General features: G+C 58.3%; 19 protein-coding genes. 15 read left to right on the top strand and 4 right to left on the bottom strand.

Annotation, left to right across the window (positions count from 1 at the left end):
• From LT85_RS22885 to gpmA, 4 genes are all read right to left on the bottom strand, one after another.
• Complete coding sequence (locus tag LT85_RS22885) at window positions 1-759, bottom strand: HesA/MoeB/ThiF family protein (RefSeq protein ID WP_038493577.1); 759 nt, start codon at window positions 757-759, stop codon at window positions 1-3.
• A gap of 101 nt (window positions 760-860) precedes the next feature.
• Window positions 861-2,396: a S41 family peptidase gene (locus LT85_RS22880; protein ID WP_038493574.1), complete on the bottom strand. Its 1,536-nt coding sequence runs from the start codon at window positions 2,394-2,396 to the stop codon at window positions 861-863.
• Window positions 2,397-2,399: 3 nt separating this feature from the next.
• Window positions 2,400-3,845: a murein hydrolase activator EnvC family protein gene (locus LT85_RS22875; RefSeq protein ID WP_038493571.1), complete on the bottom strand. Its 1,446-nt coding sequence runs from the start codon at window positions 3,843-3,845 to the stop codon at window positions 2,400-2,402.
• 89 nt (window positions 3,846-3,934) lie between these two features.
• A complete protein-coding gene (gene gpmA, locus LT85_RS22870; protein WP_038493567.1) occupies window positions 3,935-4,681 on the bottom strand; it encodes a 2,3-diphosphoglycerate-dependent phosphoglycerate mutase in 747 nt (248 codons plus the stop codon).
• A 223-nt stretch (window positions 4,682-4,904) separates the two neighbouring features.
• On the opposite strand from gpmA, the gene LT85_RS22865 reads away from it, so the two are divergent.
• The 15 genes from LT85_RS22865 (at window position 4,905) to gspE (ending at window position 17,662) form a co-directional block, all read left to right on the top strand.
• Entirely contained in the window at window positions 4,905-5,306 is a 402-nt protein-coding gene (locus LT85_RS22865) for a rhodanese-like domain-containing protein (RefSeq protein ID WP_038493564.1), read from the top strand.
• 53 nt (window positions 5,307-5,359) lie between these two features.
• Window positions 5,360-5,623 (top strand): glutaredoxin 3, encoded by a 264-nt coding sequence (gene grxC / locus LT85_RS22860; RefSeq protein WP_038493561.1) that lies wholly within the window; start codon window positions 5,360-5,362, stop codon window positions 5,621-5,623.
• A 120-nt stretch (window positions 5,624-5,743) separates the two neighbouring features.
• Entirely contained in the window at window positions 5,744-6,247 is a 504-nt protein-coding gene (gene secB, locus LT85_RS22855) for a protein-export chaperone SecB (RefSeq protein WP_038493558.1), read from the top strand.
• A gap of 242 nt (window positions 6,248-6,489) precedes the next feature.
• On the top strand, window positions 6,490-6,840 hold the full coding sequence (locus LT85_RS22850; RefSeq protein WP_437177304.1) for an SH3 domain-containing protein: 351 nt from the start codon (window positions 6,490-6,492) through the stop codon (window positions 6,838-6,840).
• A 117-nt stretch (window positions 6,841-6,957) separates the two neighbouring features.
• Window positions 6,958-7,974: an NAD(P)H-dependent glycerol-3-phosphate dehydrogenase gene (locus LT85_RS22845; protein WP_038493555.1), complete on the top strand. Its 1,017-nt coding sequence runs from the start codon at window positions 6,958-6,960 to the stop codon at window positions 7,972-7,974.
• 273 nt (window positions 7,975-8,247) lie between these two features.
• Window positions 8,248-8,664, top strand: a complete 417-nt coding sequence (gspG, locus tag LT85_RS22840; protein ID WP_253273606.1) for a type II secretion system major pseudopilin GspG — start codon at window positions 8,248-8,250, stop codon at window positions 8,662-8,664.
• A gap of 11 nt (window positions 8,665-8,675) precedes the next feature.
• On the top strand, window positions 8,676-9,164 hold the full coding sequence (locus LT85_RS22835; RefSeq protein ID WP_156117617.1) for a GspH/FimT family pseudopilin: 489 nt from the start codon (window positions 8,676-8,678) through the stop codon (window positions 9,162-9,164).
• On the top strand, window positions 9,165-9,557 hold the full coding sequence (gene gspI, locus LT85_RS22830; RefSeq protein ID WP_038493549.1) for a type II secretion system minor pseudopilin GspI: 393 nt from the start codon (window positions 9,165-9,167) through the stop codon (window positions 9,555-9,557).
• A complete protein-coding gene (locus LT85_RS22825) occupies window positions 9,547-10,200 on the top strand; it encodes a prepilin-type N-terminal cleavage/methylation domain-containing protein (RefSeq protein ID WP_038493547.1) in 654 nt (217 codons plus the stop codon). Before gspI ends, LT85_RS22825 begins: the two co-directional genes overlap by 11 nt.
• Window positions 10,197-11,180, top strand: a complete 984-nt coding sequence (gspK, locus tag LT85_RS22820) for a type II secretion system minor pseudopilin GspK (RefSeq protein ID WP_038493544.1) — start codon at window positions 10,197-10,199, stop codon at window positions 11,178-11,180. The genes LT85_RS22825 and gspK overlap by 4 nt, the downstream gene beginning before the upstream one ends.
• Window positions 11,181-11,194: 14 nt before the next feature.
• Window positions 11,195-12,475, top strand: coding sequence for a type II secretion system protein GspL (gspL, locus tag LT85_RS22815; RefSeq protein ID WP_038493541.1), 1,281 nt, complete (start codon window positions 11,195-11,197; stop codon window positions 12,473-12,475).
• Window positions 12,472-13,014, top strand: a complete 543-nt coding sequence (gene gspM / locus LT85_RS22810) for a type II secretion system protein GspM (protein ID WP_052135406.1) — start codon at window positions 12,472-12,474, stop codon at window positions 13,012-13,014. The genes gspL and gspM overlap by 4 nt, the downstream gene beginning before the upstream one ends.
• Window positions 13,015-13,059: 45 nt before the next feature.
• Window positions 13,060-13,863, top strand: coding sequence for a type II secretion system protein N (locus tag LT85_RS22805; protein ID WP_253273605.1), 804 nt, complete (start codon window positions 13,060-13,062; stop codon window positions 13,861-13,863).
• Window positions 13,860-16,214, top strand: coding sequence for a type II secretion system secretin GspD (gene gspD, locus LT85_RS22800; RefSeq protein ID WP_081992640.1), 2,355 nt, complete (start codon window positions 13,860-13,862; stop codon window positions 16,212-16,214). The genes LT85_RS22805 and gspD overlap by 4 nt, the downstream gene beginning before the upstream one ends.
• On the top strand, window positions 16,211-17,662 hold the full coding sequence (gene gspE, locus LT85_RS22795; RefSeq protein WP_172657014.1) for a type II secretion system ATPase GspE: 1,452 nt from the start codon (window positions 16,211-16,213) through the stop codon (window positions 17,660-17,662). Before gspD ends, gspE begins: the two co-directional genes overlap by 4 nt.
• Window positions 17,663-17,678 lie beyond the last annotated feature (16 nt).

The following is a 17,678-nucleotide window of genomic DNA, read 5'->3' as shown; positions in this document are numbered from 1 at the left end:
TCAGGGGCGGTGCCGCTGTCCGCAGACCGGGCAGGCGGCATCGCGGGTGACGCCGATGCGTGTCCATTCCATGCTGCGGGCATCCAGCATCAGGAGAAATCCTGACAGGGAAGTGCCGATGCCGGCGATCAGCTTGAGCGCTTCCGCCGCCTGCATGCTGCCGATGATGCCGACCAGCGGCGCAAATACGCCCATAGTGGAACAGGCGATTTCTTCAAACTCGCGGTCCGGCGGAAACAGGCAGGCATAGCATGGCGATTTTTCATCGCGCGCATCGAAGACGCTGATCTGGCCGTCAAACTGTATGGCGGCGCCGGACACCAACGGCACGTTGAGCGCAACGCAGGTGCGGTTGATCGCTTGCCGCGTGGAGAAATTATCGCTGCAGTCGACGACAACGTCGGCGTCGGCGACCAATGCATGCAGACGCGCCTGGTCCGCGCGCTCGGACAGGGCGATGATCTCGATCTCCGGGTTGATTTGCGCCATGGCGGCTTTACCCGAGCTGACTTTGGCCTGGCCGATCCGTTCGCTGGTATGCAGGATCTGCCGTTGCAGGTTGGTCAGGTCGACCGTGTCGTTATCGACCAGCGTGATGCGGCCGACGCCGGCCGATGCCAGGTACATCGCCACCGGTGAGCCAAGGCCGCCTGCGCCGATGATGAGGGCATGCGCTGCCAGGAATTTTTCCTGGCCGGCTATGTCGATATCATCCAGCAGGATGTGGCGCGAATAGCGGAGTAATTGCTGGTCGTTCATAAGAAACTGTCAAAAAGTAAATGTGTGCCAGGCGATCAAGCAAGGGACATAGCCATAAAAAAGGCCGCATCGCTGCGGCCCTAGTTTAGCGTGAAAAGCGATTATTCTTTATCGCTCTTCTTGTCGTCTTTTTTCTCTTCGGTCTTCAAGTTTTTCTTGATGACTGCGCCAGCGGCCGGATCTGCTTTGTCATCTTTCGAGGTGGTGTCGTCCTTGTCGGTTTCCGAGCGAATTTCCGGCTTGACCTTGGACACCTGCACCGGCAATCCCTTCAACTGATTGATCGCTTGCGCCAGCTGAAAATCATCCTTGCTACCGTATTCCAACGGTTTGCGTTTCTTCTCGGCGGCGGCAATCCGTTGCGCTTCTTCCAGTTCATCGACTTTTGGTGCGGTGACTTCAGGACCCTTGTCAGTGTCGTTGCTCAGATGCTTGGTCAGGTCGGCTTCACGCAGACGCAGGCCGTTCAAACCGTCGCCGTCAGCATACTCGTCCACCATGACGTCAGGCACGATGCCCCGGGCCTGGATCGAGCGGCCGTTCGGCGTGTAGTAGCGCGCCGTGGTCAGCTTGACCGCAGTCGTGCGGTCAGGCGGCAGAGCGATGACGGATTGCACCGAGCCTTTGCCGAAAGTCTGTGTGCCCATAATGGTGGCGCGCTTGTAGTCTTGCAAGGCCCCGGCGACGATTTCCGAAGCGGACGCGGAACCGGTATTGACCAGCACCACCATCGGTACTTTTTTCAAGGCTTCCGGCAGGCGCGCCAGCGGGTCGTTGCCCGGATTGGCATAATATTCGCGCTTGGCGTAGAACGAGGCCTTGGAGCTTGGCAACTGGCCATTGGTTGTCACTACCACCGAATCCTTAGGCAGGAAGGCGGCGGACACGCCGATCGCGCCTGGCAGCACGCCGCCCGGATCGTTACGCAGATCCAGCACCAGGCCTTTCAGGTTCGGTTCTTGTGCGTAGATGGCGGTGACTTTCTTGGCCATGTCGTCGACTGTCGGTTCCTGGAACTGGGTGATGCGCAGCCATGCGTAACCCGGTTCAACCACTTTCGATTTCACGCTCTGAACGCGAATTTCCTGGCGCGTGATAGGGATGATCAGGGGCTTGTCTTCACCCTTGCGTGAAATAGTCAGGGTGATCTTGGTGTTCGGCTCGCCGCGCATGCGCTTGACTGCCTGCTCCAGGGTCATGCCCTTGACCGGGGTAGAGTCGAGGCGGGTGACCAGGTCGCCAGCCTTGATGCCGGCGCGGTAGGCGGGCGAATCCTCGATTGGCGAGATGATCTTGATGTAGCCGTCTTCCATGCCGACTTCGATGCCGAGACCGACAAACGTGCCTTGCGTGCTCTCGCGTAATTCCTTGTAAGCTTTCTTGTCCAGGTAGGCCGAGTGCGGATCGAGCGAAGCGACCATGCCGGAAATGGCTTCGGTCAGTAGCTTTTTATCATCAGCCGGCTCTACGTAATCCGACTTGATCAGTCCGAACACATCGGCCAGCTGGCGCAACTCTTCCAGCGGCAATGGCGCAGCAGCACTCTTCTGCGCAATAGCGTCGAACTGGATAGAGGCGCCGATGCCGGCAATGACGCCTAAACTGATTAGACCGATATTTTTAAGCTTACTGCCCATGTTTCACCTAGTAGTTACCCACCCGAGTGGGTCGAACGCACGGCCTTGATGCCGAATTTCGAAGTATAAACCCGATTGTTCATTACCGCCGCTGTTGCCGGCATTGGCAATCACGTCGCCAGCTTTTACCGTATCGCCGGGGCGCTTCAATAATGCCTGATTATTACCGTAAATAGTCATGTACTGGTTGCCGTGGTCGACAATGATCAGATTGCCGAAGCCGCGCAGCCAGTCTGCAAACACCACGCGGCCGGCGGCGACCGCCTTGACCTCGGCGCCTTCCGGGGTACGGATGAACAATCCCTTCCAGCTCGGGCCGTCGCCGCGCTTGCTGCCAAAGCGCGCCATGACGTCGCCGCGTACCGGCAGCCGTAGCTGGCCGCGCAAGGATTCAAACGGTTTGCCGTAGGAAACATCTTTGACGTCGGCTTCCGGCGTCAGCTCGTTGCGCGCCACCGGCGTTGCAGGAGCCGGCGGTGTCACGGCAACGGCCGGCGGCTGGTCATCGTCGATCGCATCCGGATTGACTGGCTTGGGTTTGACCGTAGTATCGCCGGCGGGCGGCTTGTTAGCCCGGGCTGCGCGCTGCTGTTCAAGCAGGCGCTGGCGCTCGCGTGCCGCCTGGGCTTGTGCTTCGGCCTTGGCTTTAGCCTGGGCCAGTTGCTGCTGGCGTAGTTTTTCGCGCGCCGCAGCTTCCGCTTGTTTTTGCGCTTCGATCAGTTGCGCCAATTTATCCACCAGGCCCGACAGGCGCTGGTCGTCGCGCTCGATATTGCCGACTTCCTTGCGCTGGCTGCTCAGTTTGCTGGAAAGCTGGCTCAGCAATGCCGCCCGTTTGGCTTTTTCCTGATCCAGCAGCTTCTTCTGGTCGCGCTGTTCCTGGGCGATTTCGTCGAGGTCGTCCTTGGCGTTCTGGGCTTCAGTCTGGTTGGCTTCCACCGCGGCCAGGTTGGCGCGAAGCGATTCCAGCAGCTTGGCCTGCGCCTGCGAGACGTAGCCCATGTATTGCAGGTCGCGATTGATGCGGTTCGGATTGTCGCCCGACAACAGCAGTTTGATGCGGTCTTCATTGCCGGCGACATATTGCTGGCGCAGCAGATTGGCTAGCTGGGTTTGCTGCTTTGTGACGGTCTTGCTGAGTTCATCGTGCTGTTTGGCCAGTTTGGCCAGTTTGGCTTCAGTCTGGTTTTGCTCGGCGCCGAGATCGCGCAAGGAGCGGGTCGCCTTGGAAACCGCTTCTTCAGAATCGGCCAGCGCATCGCTGGCATCGTCTTTCTGGGTTTCGGTCTGGCTGATGTCACGCTTGAGATTATCAAGTTTTTGCCGCAAGTCGGCGCGCTGTGCTTCCGCCGCCTGTTTTTGCTTGCTGCGTTCAGTGATTTTGGCAGGTGCAGCGTTGGTCGCCGCAGGCAGGGCCAAGCCCAGCGCTGTCGCCAACAGCAGCGCCAAAGGCCACGCCAAGAGAGCCGGCTGGCGGCGTTTGGCGTGGCTGGTTTTGCGCTTGCTGAAGGGCGTCAGGAGATTACCCGGCGAGATATTTATTTCGCTTTCCCCTGACTGGCCACGGCGTTCATCGCCGCTGCTATCGCCGCCTGGTCGCCGAGGTAATAGCTCTTGATCGGCTTCAGATCCGCATCCAGCTCATAGACCAGCGGCTGGCCGTTAGGGATGTTGAGGCCAACGATATCTTCGTCGCTGATGCCGTCCAGCATCTTGATCAGGGCGCGCAAGCTGTTGCCGTGCGCCGAAATAATGATCCGTTTGCCGCTACGGATAGATGGCGCGATTTCATCGTTCCAGTATGGCAATACGCGCGCCACGGTGTCTTTCAGGCATTCGGTCAGCGGAATTTCCTCGCGCTTGAGGCCGGCGTACCGTGGATCGGCATAGGAAGTACGCGGATCGTTCGGCTCCAGCGGCATCGGCGGCGTGTCGTAGCTGCGGCGCCATACCATCACTTGTTCGTCGCCGTACTTGGCGGCTGTCTCCGCCTTGTTCAAGCCTTGCAGAGCGCCATAGTGGCGTTCGTTCAGACGCCAGCTGTGCCGGATTGGCAACCACATCAGGTCCATCTCGTCGAGCGTGCCCCACAGGGTGCGAACCGCACGTTTCAACACCGACGTGTAGGCCAGGTCGAAGGTGAGGCCGGCTTGCAGCAGCAACTGGCCGGCCTGGCGAGCTTCGGCTACGCCCTTTTCCGTGAGGTCGACATCGACCCAGCCGGTGAAGCGGTTAGCCAGGTTCCAGGTGGATTCGCCGTGACGCATCAATACGATTTTGTACATAGATATAAATAATTGGGGACAGGGTTCAAGAGTCGCCTCAGGGCGACGAATTACTCCGTCCTCAACTGATCAAGTAAGATGGTTAAATTACCAAGAACAGCATCAGTCGATCGCGATGCAAGATCAACCGCATGCCAAGTTTTTCGCGGCAAGCAATACGAATTGAATGGCGCTCCAGCTTCTATTTTATAATGGCGGGATTAACTAATACCATTGGATCGCCGTGAAATTCTTGATTGATAACATTTTTCTGATTGCAGTAGCAATTTTGTCGGGCGGTGCGTTGTTGCTGCCTTTGTTGCAAAAACGCGGTAACCGGGTAACGACTTTACAGGCTACCCAGCTGATTAACCAGGGTAAAACCCTGGTGCTGGATGTACGCGACGGCGAGGCATTTGCCGCCGCCCACCTGATTGACGCCAAAAACATTCCCTTGAAAGACTTGCCGCAGCGCATGGCCGAACTCGACAAGTTTAAAGCAAAGAATGTAGTGGTGGTTTGCCAGACTGGCAACCAGTCTGCAAAAGCGGTGGCGCAATTGGGCCAGGCCGGTTTTGCCCAGGCCTATAACCTGGAAGGTGGCATTGCAGCCTGGCAGACCCAGGGCCTGCCTACCGTCAAATAACCGCCGTTGAACCGCCGCTGCCCGCTGCGGCAACCGGACCAGAAAGAGTAATCATGACAGCACAAGTGGTAATGTATAGCACTGCGGTATGCCCGTATTGCATCCGCGCCGAACAATTGCTGAAGGCAAAAGGCGTGGAAAATATCGAAAAAATCAGAATTGACCTTGATCCGTCGCAACGCGCGACAATGATGCAAAAGACCGGCCGTCGCACCGTTCCGCAAATTTATATCGGCGAAACCCATGTTGGCGGCTTTGACGACTTGCACGCGCTCGATCGCGATGGCAAGCTTGAGCCCCTGCTGCAAAGTGCCTGATTTTCAGCAATAAGCCAGCAAATAAGCTGGCGATTCAGGTATTGTTGCAAACTGTACGGAGAAACAGGTCAGATGGCATTTTTCGCAATCTGGCTAATTTAAATTAACTGAAAGAGTGTCATGGCTGAAGAGAACCAACAAGTTGAAGCACCGGTGTTCCAGATTCAACGCGTTTACCTGAAGGATTTGTCGCTTGAGCAACCGAATTCGCCGGCCATTTTCCTCGAGCAAGAGGCGCCGCAAATCGAAGTAGCGGTTGATGTCGGCGCAGAAGCGCTGGCCGAAGGCATTTTCGAGTCGACCGTTACCGTCACCGTTACCGCCAAGGTAAAGGACAAGGTTGCATTCCTGGTTGAAGGCAAGCAAGCCGGTATTTTCGAACTGCGCAATATCCCGACTGAACAGCTGGATCCGCTGCTCGGCATCGGTTGCCCGAACATCGTCTATCCATATCTGCGCGCAAACCTGGCTGACGCAATCACGCGCGCCGGTTTCCCACCGATCCACCTGGCGGAAATCAACTTCGAAGTGTTCTACCAACAACGCCTGCAGGCATTGGCTGAACAAGCGCAAAAAGGCAGCGGCGACAGCATCGCTGTTGATGGTTCGACAGCAATCAACTAATTTCGGCGGGCTTGCCGGCGGTAACTTGCTGCCGGTTCCTGTCGACAAATGAGTGCGGTATGTCTGGCGGCAGGCCGTCCGCTTTGGCGGGCGCTTGCCACCCAGTGAATTTTTCCGCAACTGGAGATCAATAGATGAATTTTGCACGCATGGCCGGTGCCGCCACGTTGTTCATGGGAAGCTTGCTTGGCGTTGCCGGTTCTGCCCATGCGCTCGATTTCAAGGCGGTTGGCGCAGCGCCTGTGGTGTTATATGACGCGCCCTCGGAAAAAGGCCGGCGCGTAGCAGTTGCCCCGCGTGGCATGCCGGTCGAAGTGGTGCTGACCTACGGCGAATGGACCAAAGTGCGCGACGCCAGCGGCGATTTGTCGTGGTTGCAGTCGAAAGGCCTGGTCGCCAAGCGCAATTTGCAAGTCAGCGTGGCCAATGCCAAGATCCGCGCTAATCCTGACGATGCCGCCGCTGTCGTGTTTTCAGCCGACAAGGGTGTGTTGCTGGAACTGGTTGATCCGGTCGCATCCGGCTGGGCCAAGGTGCGTCACCGTGATGGTCAAACCGGCTATGTGAAGGCTGCTGAGGTTTGGGGCGATTGATACATGTTCCGTCAATATTTTTCATAGCAATTTGGGCGTTTTATCTGATCGGTTGAGGACAGAGTAATTCGCCGCGCTACGGCGGCTCTTAAACTCTGTCCCGCAAATAATAAAACTATGAACATAACTGTACTCGGCGCCGGCGCCTGGGGCACGGCGTTGGCGATTGCCTTGGCGCAGCGCCATAGCGTGACGCTGTGGGGGCGGAATCCCGACACCATGGCGGCGGCCGCGCAACAGCGTGAGAATAGCGCCTATCTGCCGGGCTTTGCCTTGCCTGACAATCTGCGCCTGAGCGCCGATTTTTCACAGGCTGTGACTCATGTGACCAGCGATGCGCTCGCCGCTCAGGCCGAGGGCTTGCTGATCGTCGCTTCTTCGGTTGCCGGCTTGCGTGAACTGGTGCAGCAGCTGCAAGCGTATCCGATTCCGAATATCGTCTGGCTGTGCAAGGGTTTTGAAGAAAACACCAGCTTGCTGCCGCATCAGATCGTGCGCGAGGTGCTGGGCGATGCGATCCCGGCGGCGGCGTTGTCCGGGCCGTCGTTTGCACAGGAAGTTGCGCGCGGCCTGCCTTGCGCCCTGTCGGTGGCCAGTACCCATGCCGGCCTGTGCGATCAGGTGGTGGCAGCGGTGCATGGCGATAACATCCGGGTTTACTCCACCGACGATCTGGTTGGCGTCGAAGTAGGCGGCGCGGTAAAGAATATCCTGGCGATCGCCACCGGCGTTGCCGATGGCCTGGGACTTGGCCTGAATGCGCGGGCAGCGCTGATCACGCGCGGTCTGGCGGAAATTACCCGGCTCGGCGTCGCACTTGGCGGCCGCAGCGAAACTTTCATGGGCCTGTCCGGCGTCGGCGACCTGATCCTGACCTGCACCGGCGACTTGTCGCGTAATCGCAAAGTCGGGCTGGGACTGGCGCAGGGTAAACCACTGGCGACCATCGTCACCGAACTCGGCCACGTCGCCGAGGGTGTGCGTTGCGCCGCCGCGGTGCGTGCCCTGGCACAGCAGCGTGGCGTTGACATGCCGATCACCAACGCGGTGGCTGGCGTCCTGTTCGACGGCGCTTCCTTGCGCTCGGTCATGGAGCTCTTGTTGTCGCGCAATCCGCGCGAGGAAGCTGTATAGGCTGGTTGGCATCGACCGCCGCATAAAGCCGATTTACATAGCGATGCAATGTCGTTATGTCGTTTGCAGCTGCATCAAGTAGTATCATTTCTTTGTGTCAAATCAATGACAAAATCCGGATAAATACGCTGATGATAATTAAGTGTATTTCTCCTGCTTCCTGGCAACGATTGCGGCATATAATCGCCCTTTCCAAACATGGTCGTGGTTTTTTTGATAAGGAAAGAAATGCATAGCACAATGTTTCCGGCCGTTCGACGTCGCTCTGCCCTTATGCAACGCGGATTCACGCTGATTGAAATCATGGTGGTGGTGGTGATCATGGGGATTCTGGCCGCTTTGGTCGTGCCTAAATTGATGGGCCGTACCGACGATGCGCGTATCCAGGCTGCGCGCCAGGACATCGGCACCTTGATGCAGGCGCTCAAGCTCTACAAACTCGACAATCAACGTTATCCAACCACTGAACAAGGCTTGCAGGCGCTGGTCGTCAAGCCGACCAGCGGTCCTGCCGCCAATGGCTGGAAAACCGGCGGCTACATCGACAAGTTGCCAAAAGATCCTTGGGGTAATCCATACCAATTCCTGTCGCCCGGCATTCACGGCGAAGTGGATATATTTTCCTATGGCGCCGATGGCCAACCGGGCGGAGAAGGCAACGATGCCGATATCGGCTCGTGGGATCTGTAGGAATGTCTCTGATGGCGCATCGCAATTTGCGCCAGGGCGCCATCGGTGGCTTTACGCTGCTGGAGTTGCTGGTGGTGGTGGTGATCGCCGGCATCACGCTGGGCGTGGTGTCGCTTAACGCTTTTCGTAGCGACCGCCAGGTGATGCAAGACGATGCCCGGCGCATTGCCTTGCTGCTGCAACTGACGCGCGAAGAAGCGATCTTGCGTAATCGCCCCACGGCTTTCGAAGCCGATGCCAACAGCTATCGCTTCATGGTGCGCGAAGAAACCGGCTGGCAGCCGCTGGCGCAGGACGACATGCTGCGCCAGCGCGATTTCAAGCGAGCTCCCATGCAATTGTTCATGGAACCGCCGCCGACTGAGGCCGCACCGCCAAACACTCTACGCATCACCTTCGGCCGCGAGCCGGTAGACAAGCCTTTTACGCTGACCATGACTAGCGGTGACAGCAGCGTCGTCATCCGTGCCGATGGCATCGGTCATTTTGCGGTCGAATAAATGTTTAGGCCGCGTCTATCCCCCCATCGTTATGAAGCAGGTTTCACCTTGCTGGAAGTGCTGGTGGCGCTGGTCATCGTCGGTACCGCGCTGGGCGCCAGCTTGCGCGCGGTCGGCAGCCTGACGCAAAACAGCAGCGGCTTGCGCGCCGCCATGATGGCCAACTGGTCGGCGGAAAACCGCCTGACCCAGATCCGCCTCGGCAAGGAATGGCCGGCAATAGGCAGCCGTGCCTTCGAGTGTGCCCAGGGCGACCTGCCGCTGCATTGCGAAGAAAAGGTTTCCGGTACGCCCAACCCGTATTTCCGGCGCGTTGAAGTGTCGGTGTTCGCCGACGCCAATTCCGAACGGCGCATTGTCAATCTGTCGCAGGTGGTGCCGAATGCGCGTTAGCAGACAGCTGAAAAGCGGCAGCCACGGTTTTACGTTGGTAGAGCTGATCATCGCCGTCACGATATTGGCAATGGTGGCGGTACTGGGCTGGCGCGGTCTGGACGGTATCGTCCGCTCGCGGATTTCGCTGACGGCTGAAATGGAAGAGACGCGTGGCATGCAATTGACGTTCGCCCAATTGCAAAGCGATTGTGCGCAAATCGCTCCCAAGAGCTTGATGACCACGCGGCCGTATTTACTGGCGGAGCCGGGGCGTTTGTTGTTGGTGCGAATGGTGTTCGCCGACCAGCAGCCTACGCGTTTGCAATTGGTCGATTACCGGCTGCGCGACGGCAAGCTGACACGCCAGGAATCGTCGCCGACGCGCGATTTGAACGCCCTCGATACGTTGTGGCAAAGCGCGCTTAACGATGGCGGTGACGGCAACAACAGCCAGGCAGTGTTATTGCAATCGAATATCGCCAGCATGCAAATGCAGGTGTGGGGGAGCGACCAGCAGGGATGGCGTCCGCCGTCCGCCATCAGCGCGGGCAGCCAGGATACTAGCGTTAACGCTAATCGCTGGACAGGTTTGCAGGTAGCGCTACAGCTGCGTGGCCATACCAGCACCATGGCCAAGACTTTCCTGCTGGGGGCTGTATGAGCCGGAAGCTCCGGGCCAGATACAGCCAGCGTGGCGTCGCAGTAGTGACCGCCTTGCTGCTGACGACGCTGGCGATCACCATCGTCGCCAGCCTGTTCTGGCAGCAGCAGGTGCAGGTGCGTTCGATTGAAAACCAGCGCCTGCAGTTGCAGAAAAGCTGGATCATGCGCGGTTCCCTGGATTGGGCCGGCATGATTTTGCGCGCCAGTGGCAAGCAATTCCAATACGTTGATCTGGGACAGCCCTGGGCCGTACCTTTGGCAGAGACGCGTCTTGATCAATATGCGGAAGATAAGCAGGCAGCCGGCGATGCGGCGGATGCTGTCCTGTCTGGCAACATCATCGATGCGCAATCACGCTACAACCTGAATAACCTGAGCGTCAATGGCGTTCCGGCACCCGATGAGGTGGCGGCGTTCAAACGTTTGCTGAGTTATCTGCGCCTGCCGACCACATTGGCGACGGCTGCCGCCCAGGCTATCGCCCAAAGTCAGCCTGTCACGGCGCCGACCGGGCAGCAAAGCCCGGCTACTTCAAGTAACGGCGCGATGCCGCTGCTGCAAGTCGACGATTTGCTGTCGGTACCTGGATTCACGCCAGATATTGTGCGCCAGCTACAGGATTACGTGGTGCTCTTGCCCTCGACCGGAAACCCAACGCCTATCAATGTGAATACTGCGCCGGCAGAAGTGCTGGCCTCGCGTTTTGCCACCTTGTCCTTGGCGCAAGCCAATACGCTGGTTGCGGCGCGCCGCACCGCGCCATTCCCCGATATCCCTCATTTCACTACGCAAATGTCAAACCTGTTTGGCATCTCCTTGCCGGAAAACGCGGTGATCGGAGTTTCCAGTAACTTTTTTTTGGTCTACGGCAAGATTCGCATGGGTCGCGCTGGCCTGAATACCGTATCCTTGTTGCAGCTAGTGGGTCAAGCCCCCAACATCACCGGCACCAATATCGTGTGGATTAGAGAACAATAAATGGAAGATGCGTTTTGAGTACCTTACTTATTCGCTTACCCGCCAGGGCAACGCTGGACAGCGCGGCGGCGGTGGCCATGCCGGATTGCCGCTACGCGCTGGTTTCCGACGCCGGCCGTATCGAGCGCCAGGGCGCTGAGCAGCTGGCCGGCCTGGCTGAGTCGATTGCTGCGGCGACCCGGGTGATGCTGATACTGGCTGCGGCTGACGTCAACCTGCTGCAGCTGCAAGTGCCGCCATTGTCCGACGCCAAACTGAAGATGGCGCTGCCGAATCTGGTGGAGGAACAACTGCTGGTCGATCCTTTCGACTGCGTGATCGTCGCCGGCCGCAAACGCGCCGGCGTCGCCGCTGCCGCAAATAATCCGCGCCTGATTGCCGTCGTGCAAAGAGACTGGCTGGAATTGCTGGTCAAAACCTTGCTCGCCCTGGGCGCACATAATCTGCAAGCCTGGCCGGCCCAGCTTTGTCTGCCTTTGCGCGAGCCGGATATGGCAGTGGCTGCGATTACCGATCACGGTGGCGACATCGATGTCGCATTGCACGTGTCCACAGAGCAGGGCATGGGCTGGTCACTGTCGCCGGTATCGGGACAGTCGGTGGCGCAAGAAGTGCTGGAGGGCTTGACCTCCATCCTGCCGCAGCAGCAAATCACTTTATATGTACCGCAATCCAGCCTGGCCGCTTATCAAGAACTGGAGCCGGCGCAAGTGACGGTGCTGGCCGACGACTGGTCGCACTGGCTTGCGGGGACGCAAGAGCTGGCGCGCAGCGGCGTCGATTTGATGAGCGGATTGACCGCCAGCGCCGCCGGCACCGAGTTCAGCTGGCGTCGCTGGCGCTGGCCGCTGGGTCTGGCTGCAGCGCTGCTGCTGGTAAATATAGTGAGCCTGAATTACGACTGGCTGCGCATGCGGCACGAAGCCGCTGGCCTGCGCAGCGGCATGATGCAAAACTATCGCGCGGCCTTTCCAAAAGAGACCGTGATCGTTGATCCGATCGCCCAGGCTAAGCAAAAGATCGCCACCGCCCAGCGTGATGGCGGCCAGCTTGCCGCTGACGATTTCCTTTCGCTGGCAACCGCCTTTGGCACAGCCTGGGCTGGATTGCCGCAAAGTTCAGATAGCGGTGCGATCGCCAGCATGGATTACCGTGACCACCATCTGCTGGTGCGTTTGAAAAATCCTGGCGACGCGGATGGCGCCGAAACACAAATCAAGAGCGCATTGGCAAGTATGAAATTAACGCTGAGCAAATCGGCTACCGGCGTCTGGCAAATCGGGAGTGGCAAGTGACATCTACACGCAATCCCCTGCGGCAAGCCTGGGATCGCATCGCGACTCCGGCCGGCGCCTATTGGGCGCAGAGAAACCAGCGCGAGCGTCGTTTGCTGAGCGTAGCCGGGGTGGTGATCCTGCTGGCGATCATTTATCTGCTCCTGCTGGATCCTGCCTTGAACGGCCGCAGCCGGCTGCAAAAGGATTTGCCGGCGTTACGCCAGCAAGCCGCCGAATTGCAGTCCCTGACGGCCAAGGCGGTAGCGTTGTCCGGACAGATAGCAGAACGGCCAGCTTCGCCTTTGAGTAAAGAGGCTGTCGAGAGCGCCTTGAAAAGCAAAGGGTTGAGTGCGCAAAGCGTGACGCTGAACGGCGATATGGCGAAGGTGCAGCTATCGTCGATCGCTTTTGCCGGCTTGCTGGACTGGCTTGACGATGCCCAGAAGAATTCGCAGTGGCAAGTGGTGGACGCCAACGTCACGGCGCTCGGTGGTGCTACGCCTCAACCGGGAATTGTCAACGCCACAGTCACTTTGTTGCAGCAAAAGCATGAGTAATGCGCAGCAAGGGAGGGCATTCGCAATGTCATCTCGGATTACGGGATGTCGATGCGCGGACTAGGCAGAGCATTGATATGGCTGGTGGCTGCAGGATTGAGTGCACTGATCACGGTACTGGCGTTTTTACCAGCCGCGTGGCTGGCGCCGTTGCTGGAAAGCCGTACCGGCGGCCGTTTGACCTTGGGCGATGCACAAGGATCCTTGTGGCAGGGATCGGCTTTTATCGGCGCCGCACCCAGCGGCAAGGATGCGGTTGCAGCCTTGTTGCCGGGCCGTTTTACCTGGCACCTGTCGCCGCAGGTGTTGTTCGGGCGAGTCGATGCGACGCTGGAGAATGCGCAAGTGTTGTCGAACAAGGTAAGCATTCGCGGCAGCTGGAGCGAATGGACTGTCAGTCCGTCCAGCATGCTATTGCCGGCGGAGCGTTTGTCGGCATTGGGGGCGCCCTTGAATACCTTGCAGCCGTCAGGCAAGATGCAGCTGAGCTGGCAGCAGTTGACGTTGGCGCGCACCAAGGTTGGCGGCGGCGATGGCATTGCCTTGAACGGTGGCATGACGCTGGACCTGCTGGCGATGGCGTCGCGTATGTCGCCGGTCAAGCCGCTTGGCAGCTATCGCATGCAGCTTGATTGGCAGGGCACCCAGGCGGCTTTGACGCTGACCACATTAGGTGGCGCGATGTTGTTGAACGGCAGCGGTAAATTGCAAGACGGTCATTTTCAGTTTTCGGGGACCGCGGAAGCGGCGGCGGGTCAAGAGGAAAAGTTGGCTACTCTACTGAGCTTGCTCGGCCAACGGCGCCAGATCAATGGCAGAAATGTTATCGGACTAGAGTTTAAATCATGAAAGATAAAATGTATCTCGCACCATTCAACAACACTGCGAACAAGATTGCATCGACATTCGAGACACCTCATTTGCAGATGGCGTTGCGCGGTTCGTGGCGCTACGCTGCTGCCATCGCCTTGCTGACCTGCGCGGCCGGTATCCCGGTGGTTGCCACGGCGCAACCGGTGTTGGGCACAGCTCCGGCCGGCGCCACGACCGATGGCCCCAGCGGCCAGGCAGTGATGAATTTTGTCGGTGCAGATATCGAGTCGGTGATCAAGGCGGTCGGCCAATATACCAACACCACCTTCATCGTCGATCCGCGCGTCAAGGGCACCATCAACCTGGTATCGGAAAAGCCGCTGAGCAAAGCGCAGGCTTTTGATTTGCTGGCATCAACCTTGCGCCTGCAAGGCTACGCGGTGGTGCGCGGCGACGGTTTTGTCAAAGTCGTGCCGGAAGCGGACGCCAAGCTGCAAGTGGCGCCAACCAGGCCGGCCAGCGTGCGCGGGGACCAGATCGCAACGCAGATTTTCTCGTTGAACTACGAGTCGGCAACCAACATCCTGCCGGTGCTGCGGCCGCTGATTTCACCAAACAACACGATCAATGCCAACCCGGGCAACAACACCTTGGTTGTCACCGACTACGCAGAAAATTTACAGCGCCTTGGAAAAATGATCGCCGCGCTGGACGTGCCTGCGATCAATGACCTGGATGTCATCCCGGTTCGTTATGCGGTGGCCAGCGATATCGCAGTAATGGCTAGCAAACTGCTGGATTCCGGTTCCGCTGCACCTGGCGCCAGCGATAGCGCGCGTACCATGATCATGGCGGATTCGAGGACCAACTCGGTGGTGATTCGGGCGCCATCTGCAGGTCGGGCCAACCTGGCCAAGTCGCTTATTGCCAAGCTGGACCAGCCGACTGCCAACGCTGGCAATGTCCATGTGGTCTATCTGAAAAACGCCGACGCGGTGAAGCTGGCTAAAACCTTGCGTGCGATAGTTTCCAATGATACGTCGTTGCCTAGTTCCAGCCAGTCCAGCAAGAGTTCCAGCAGTTCGGGCAGCATGTTGCAAGGTTCAGGTAGTGGGGGGGCGCTGAATTCCGGGACGTCGACTACGCCATCGCCCCCATCGACCGATACATCTCCGCAATCTTCAGGTGGCAGCGGTGGCGGCGCTGCCGGATTTATCCAGGCCGACGAAAGTACCAACACGCTGATCATTACTGCCAGCGAGCCGGTCTATCGCAATATCCGGGGAGTTATTGATCAGCTCGACACGCGCCGGGCGCAGGTGTATGTGGAAGCGTTGATTGTCGAAGTCACCGACAGCGCCGCCAGCGAGATCGGAGTGCAGTGGCTGGCATTAAGCGGCGATAAAAACAGCGCCTACCGGATCGGTGGCGGTACTGGATTTACCGGCACTAATACTGGCCTGATTAATAGCAATCTGTTCAATACGGCGATTGGTCAAACGGTAAATACCGGGACTACCACTACCGTGCCGAGTGTTGGCAGTGGTTTGCAGCTTGGCATATTCCGTCAGATCGCCGGCAAAATCGGCTTGGGTGCTTTAGCCAGCGCCTTGAACTCGACTACTGGCAGCAATGTTTTGTCCATGCCTAACCTGCTGACGCTGGACAATGAGGAAGCTAAGATTATCGTTGGTCAGAACGTGCCGTTTGTGTCGGGCTCGACCTTGACCACTGGCGCCGGCACCACCAGCCCGTTTACCACCATCGACCGCAAAGACGTCGGCACCGCGTTGAAAATCAAGCCACATATTTCGGAAGGCGGTACGGTGCGGCTGGAAATTTCGCAAGAAGTGTCTGCGGTCGTCACCGGCACGGCGAACAACACTAACGGACCGATTACAACCAAGCGTTCCTTGGATACCAATGTGGTGATCGACGATGGTGAGATCATTGCGCTCGGCGGTTTGATTGGCGACAACAACCAAAGCGGGGTGCAAAAAGTACCTTTACTGGGCGATCTGCCCTTTATCGGCAATTTCTTCAAATACCAGACCGGCTCGCGCGAGAAGACTAATCTGATGATTTTCCTGCGCCCGGTGATTGTGCGCGACAAGGAGACCAGTAATTTGCTGGCAGTGGACCGTTACGACTACATGCGCAAGCAACAGATCAAGGTGCAGCCAGGTAAGAGCATTCTTACCGATTTTGGCTCATCTGTGACCAGCAAACTGGAAGACGGTGGACCATTCATTGACCTGCGCAAGCAAGAATCCGCACCGAATTCGCCTCATCAACCTGCCCCGGAACAGGAGCAAATGCCGATGCTGGTCCCGGCGAAACCACAGGTCTCGCCGGCCCCTGGTTTTCTGAATGACAGAACGCCATGAGCGACCCCAGAATGACGGACACGCGCCTTCTGCCCTACGCTTTCGCCCGCAATTTTTCATTGCTGGCGCAGCGTACCGAAGATGCCAACGGCGCAGACAATCCGGTGGAGCTGTGGATTTCCGAAGCTACTCAGCCGAGCGCGATTGCCGAAGTCAGCCGGCGTTTCGGCCGCGTCAAATTCCGCAAACTTTCACGCGATGAGTTGGAAGCGGCGATTGCCGCGGCTTATGCCGGCGCAGGCGGTGATGCGGCGCAGGTGGTGGATGAATTCGAATCCGATATGGATCTGGCCAAGCTGATGCAGGACATGCCGGCGATCGAGGATTTGCTGGAGTCTTCCGATGACGCACCGGTGATCCGTATGATCAACGTGCTGTTGACGCAGGCCTTGCGCGAAGGCGCGTCGGATATTCACATCGAGCCGTTCGAGCAGATCTCGGTGGTGCGCTTCCGCATCGACGGCAGCTTGCGCGATGTGGTGCGGCCTAAGAAAGCCGTGCATGCTTCGCTGATTTCGCGGATCAAGATCATGGCGCAACTCGACATCGCCGAAAAGCGTTTGCCACAGGATGGCCGTATCACCTTGCGCGTCGGCGGCAAGCCGGTCGACGTCCGGGTTTCCACTCTGCCTACCGGCCACGGCGAGCGCGCGGTGCTGCGTTTGCTGGACAAGGAGGCCGGCCGGCTAGACCTGCAACATCTGGGGATGAGCCCGACGATGTTGCCGCAATTCGACCGGCTGATCGCTCAGCCGCACGGTATCGTGCTGGTGACCGGGCCAACCGGCTCCGGTAAAACTACGACGCTGTATGCGGCGCTGTCTCGCCTCAATACCAGCAGCACCAACATCCTGACGGTAGAGGATCCGATCGAGTATGAACTGGCGGGAGTCGGCCAGACCCAAGTCAATGCGCGTATCGACATGACCTTCGCTAAAGCCCTGCGGGCAATCTTGCGGCAGGATCCGGACGTCATCATGATTGGTGAAATTCGCGACCTGGAAACTGCGCAGATCGCGGTGCAAGCTTCACTCACGGGCCATCTGGTGCTGGCGACTTTGCATACCAATGATTCTGCCGCCGCGGTGACGCGTCTGCTGGACATGGGGATCGAACCGTTCCTGTTGTCATCGTCCTTGCTGGGCGTGGTGGCGCAACGACTGGTGCGCAAGCTGTGCGTACATTGCCGCCGCCATGACGGCCAGTTATGGCATGCAGTCGGCTGCGAACAGTGTGGCCACACCGGCTATCACGGTCGCGTCGGTGTCTATGAATTGTTATTGACCACGGATGAGATTACTGCGCAGATTCATAATCGGGCTTCCGAAGCCGAGATCCAGCAAGTGGCGCAGCGCAATGGCATGCAGACCATGCGCCAGGATGGCGAGCGTTGGCTGAACGAAGGCGTTACGACGCAAGCTGAGCTGTTGCGTGTAACTAAAGAGTAAGCCCCAAAAGCAAGCT

This window comes from Collimonas arenae, assembly GCF_000786695.1.
Classification (GTDB): Bacteria; Pseudomonadota; Gammaproteobacteria; order Burkholderiales; family Burkholderiaceae_D; genus Collimonas; species Collimonas arenae_A.
Note: the sequence above shows the minus strand (reverse complement) of the source record. Positions and strands in the feature narration are given on the sequence as shown.

Bases quoted from the DNA above. Each gene is read 5' to 3' on its own strand.
- gspD (WP_081992640.1), top strand. From the start codon at position 13,860: ATGAAAGATAAAATGTATCTCGCACCATTCAACAACACTGCGAACAAG.
- secB (WP_038493558.1), top strand. From the start codon at position 5,744: ATGGCTGAAGAGAACCAACAAGTTGAAGCACCGGTGTTCCAGATTCAA.
- gspK (WP_038493544.1), top strand. From the start codon at position 10,197: ATGAGCCGGAAGCTCCGGGCCAGATACAGCCAGCGTGGCGTCGCAGTA.
- gpmA (WP_038493567.1), bottom strand. From the start codon at position 4,681: ATGTACAAAATCGTATTGATGCGTCACGGCGAATCCACCTGGAACCTG.
- gspI (WP_038493549.1), top strand. From the start codon at position 9,165: ATGTTTAGGCCGCGTCTATCCCCCCATCGTTATGAAGCAGGTTTCACC.
- grxC (WP_038493561.1), top strand. From the start codon at position 5,360: ATGACAGCACAAGTGGTAATGTATAGCACTGCGGTATGCCCGTATTGC.
- LT85_RS22825 (WP_038493547.1), top strand. From the start codon at position 9,547: ATGCGCGTTAGCAGACAGCTGAAAAGCGGCAGCCACGGTTTTACGTTG.
- LT85_RS22880 (WP_038493574.1), bottom strand. From the start codon at position 2,396: ATGGGCAGTAAGCTTAAAAATATCGGTCTAATCAGTTTAGGCGTCATT.
- LT85_RS22885 (WP_038493577.1), bottom strand. From the start codon at position 759: ATGAACGACCAGCAATTACTCCGCTATTCGCGCCACATCCTGCTGGAT.
- LT85_RS22845 (WP_038493555.1), top strand. From the start codon at position 6,958: ATGAACATAACTGTACTCGGCGCCGGCGCCTGGGGCACGGCGTTGGCG.
- LT85_RS22835 (WP_156117617.1), top strand. From the start codon at position 8,676: ATGGCGCATCGCAATTTGCGCCAGGGCGCCATCGGTGGCTTTACGCTG.
- gspG (WP_253273606.1), top strand. From the start codon at position 8,248: ATGCAACGCGGATTCACGCTGATTGAAATCATGGTGGTGGTGGTGATC.
- gspE (WP_172657014.1), top strand. From the start codon at position 16,211: ATGAGCGACCCCAGAATGACGGACACGCGCCTTCTGCCCTACGCTTTC.
- LT85_RS22805 (WP_253273605.1), top strand. From the start codon at position 13,060: ATGTCGATGCGCGGACTAGGCAGAGCATTGATATGGCTGGTGGCTGCA.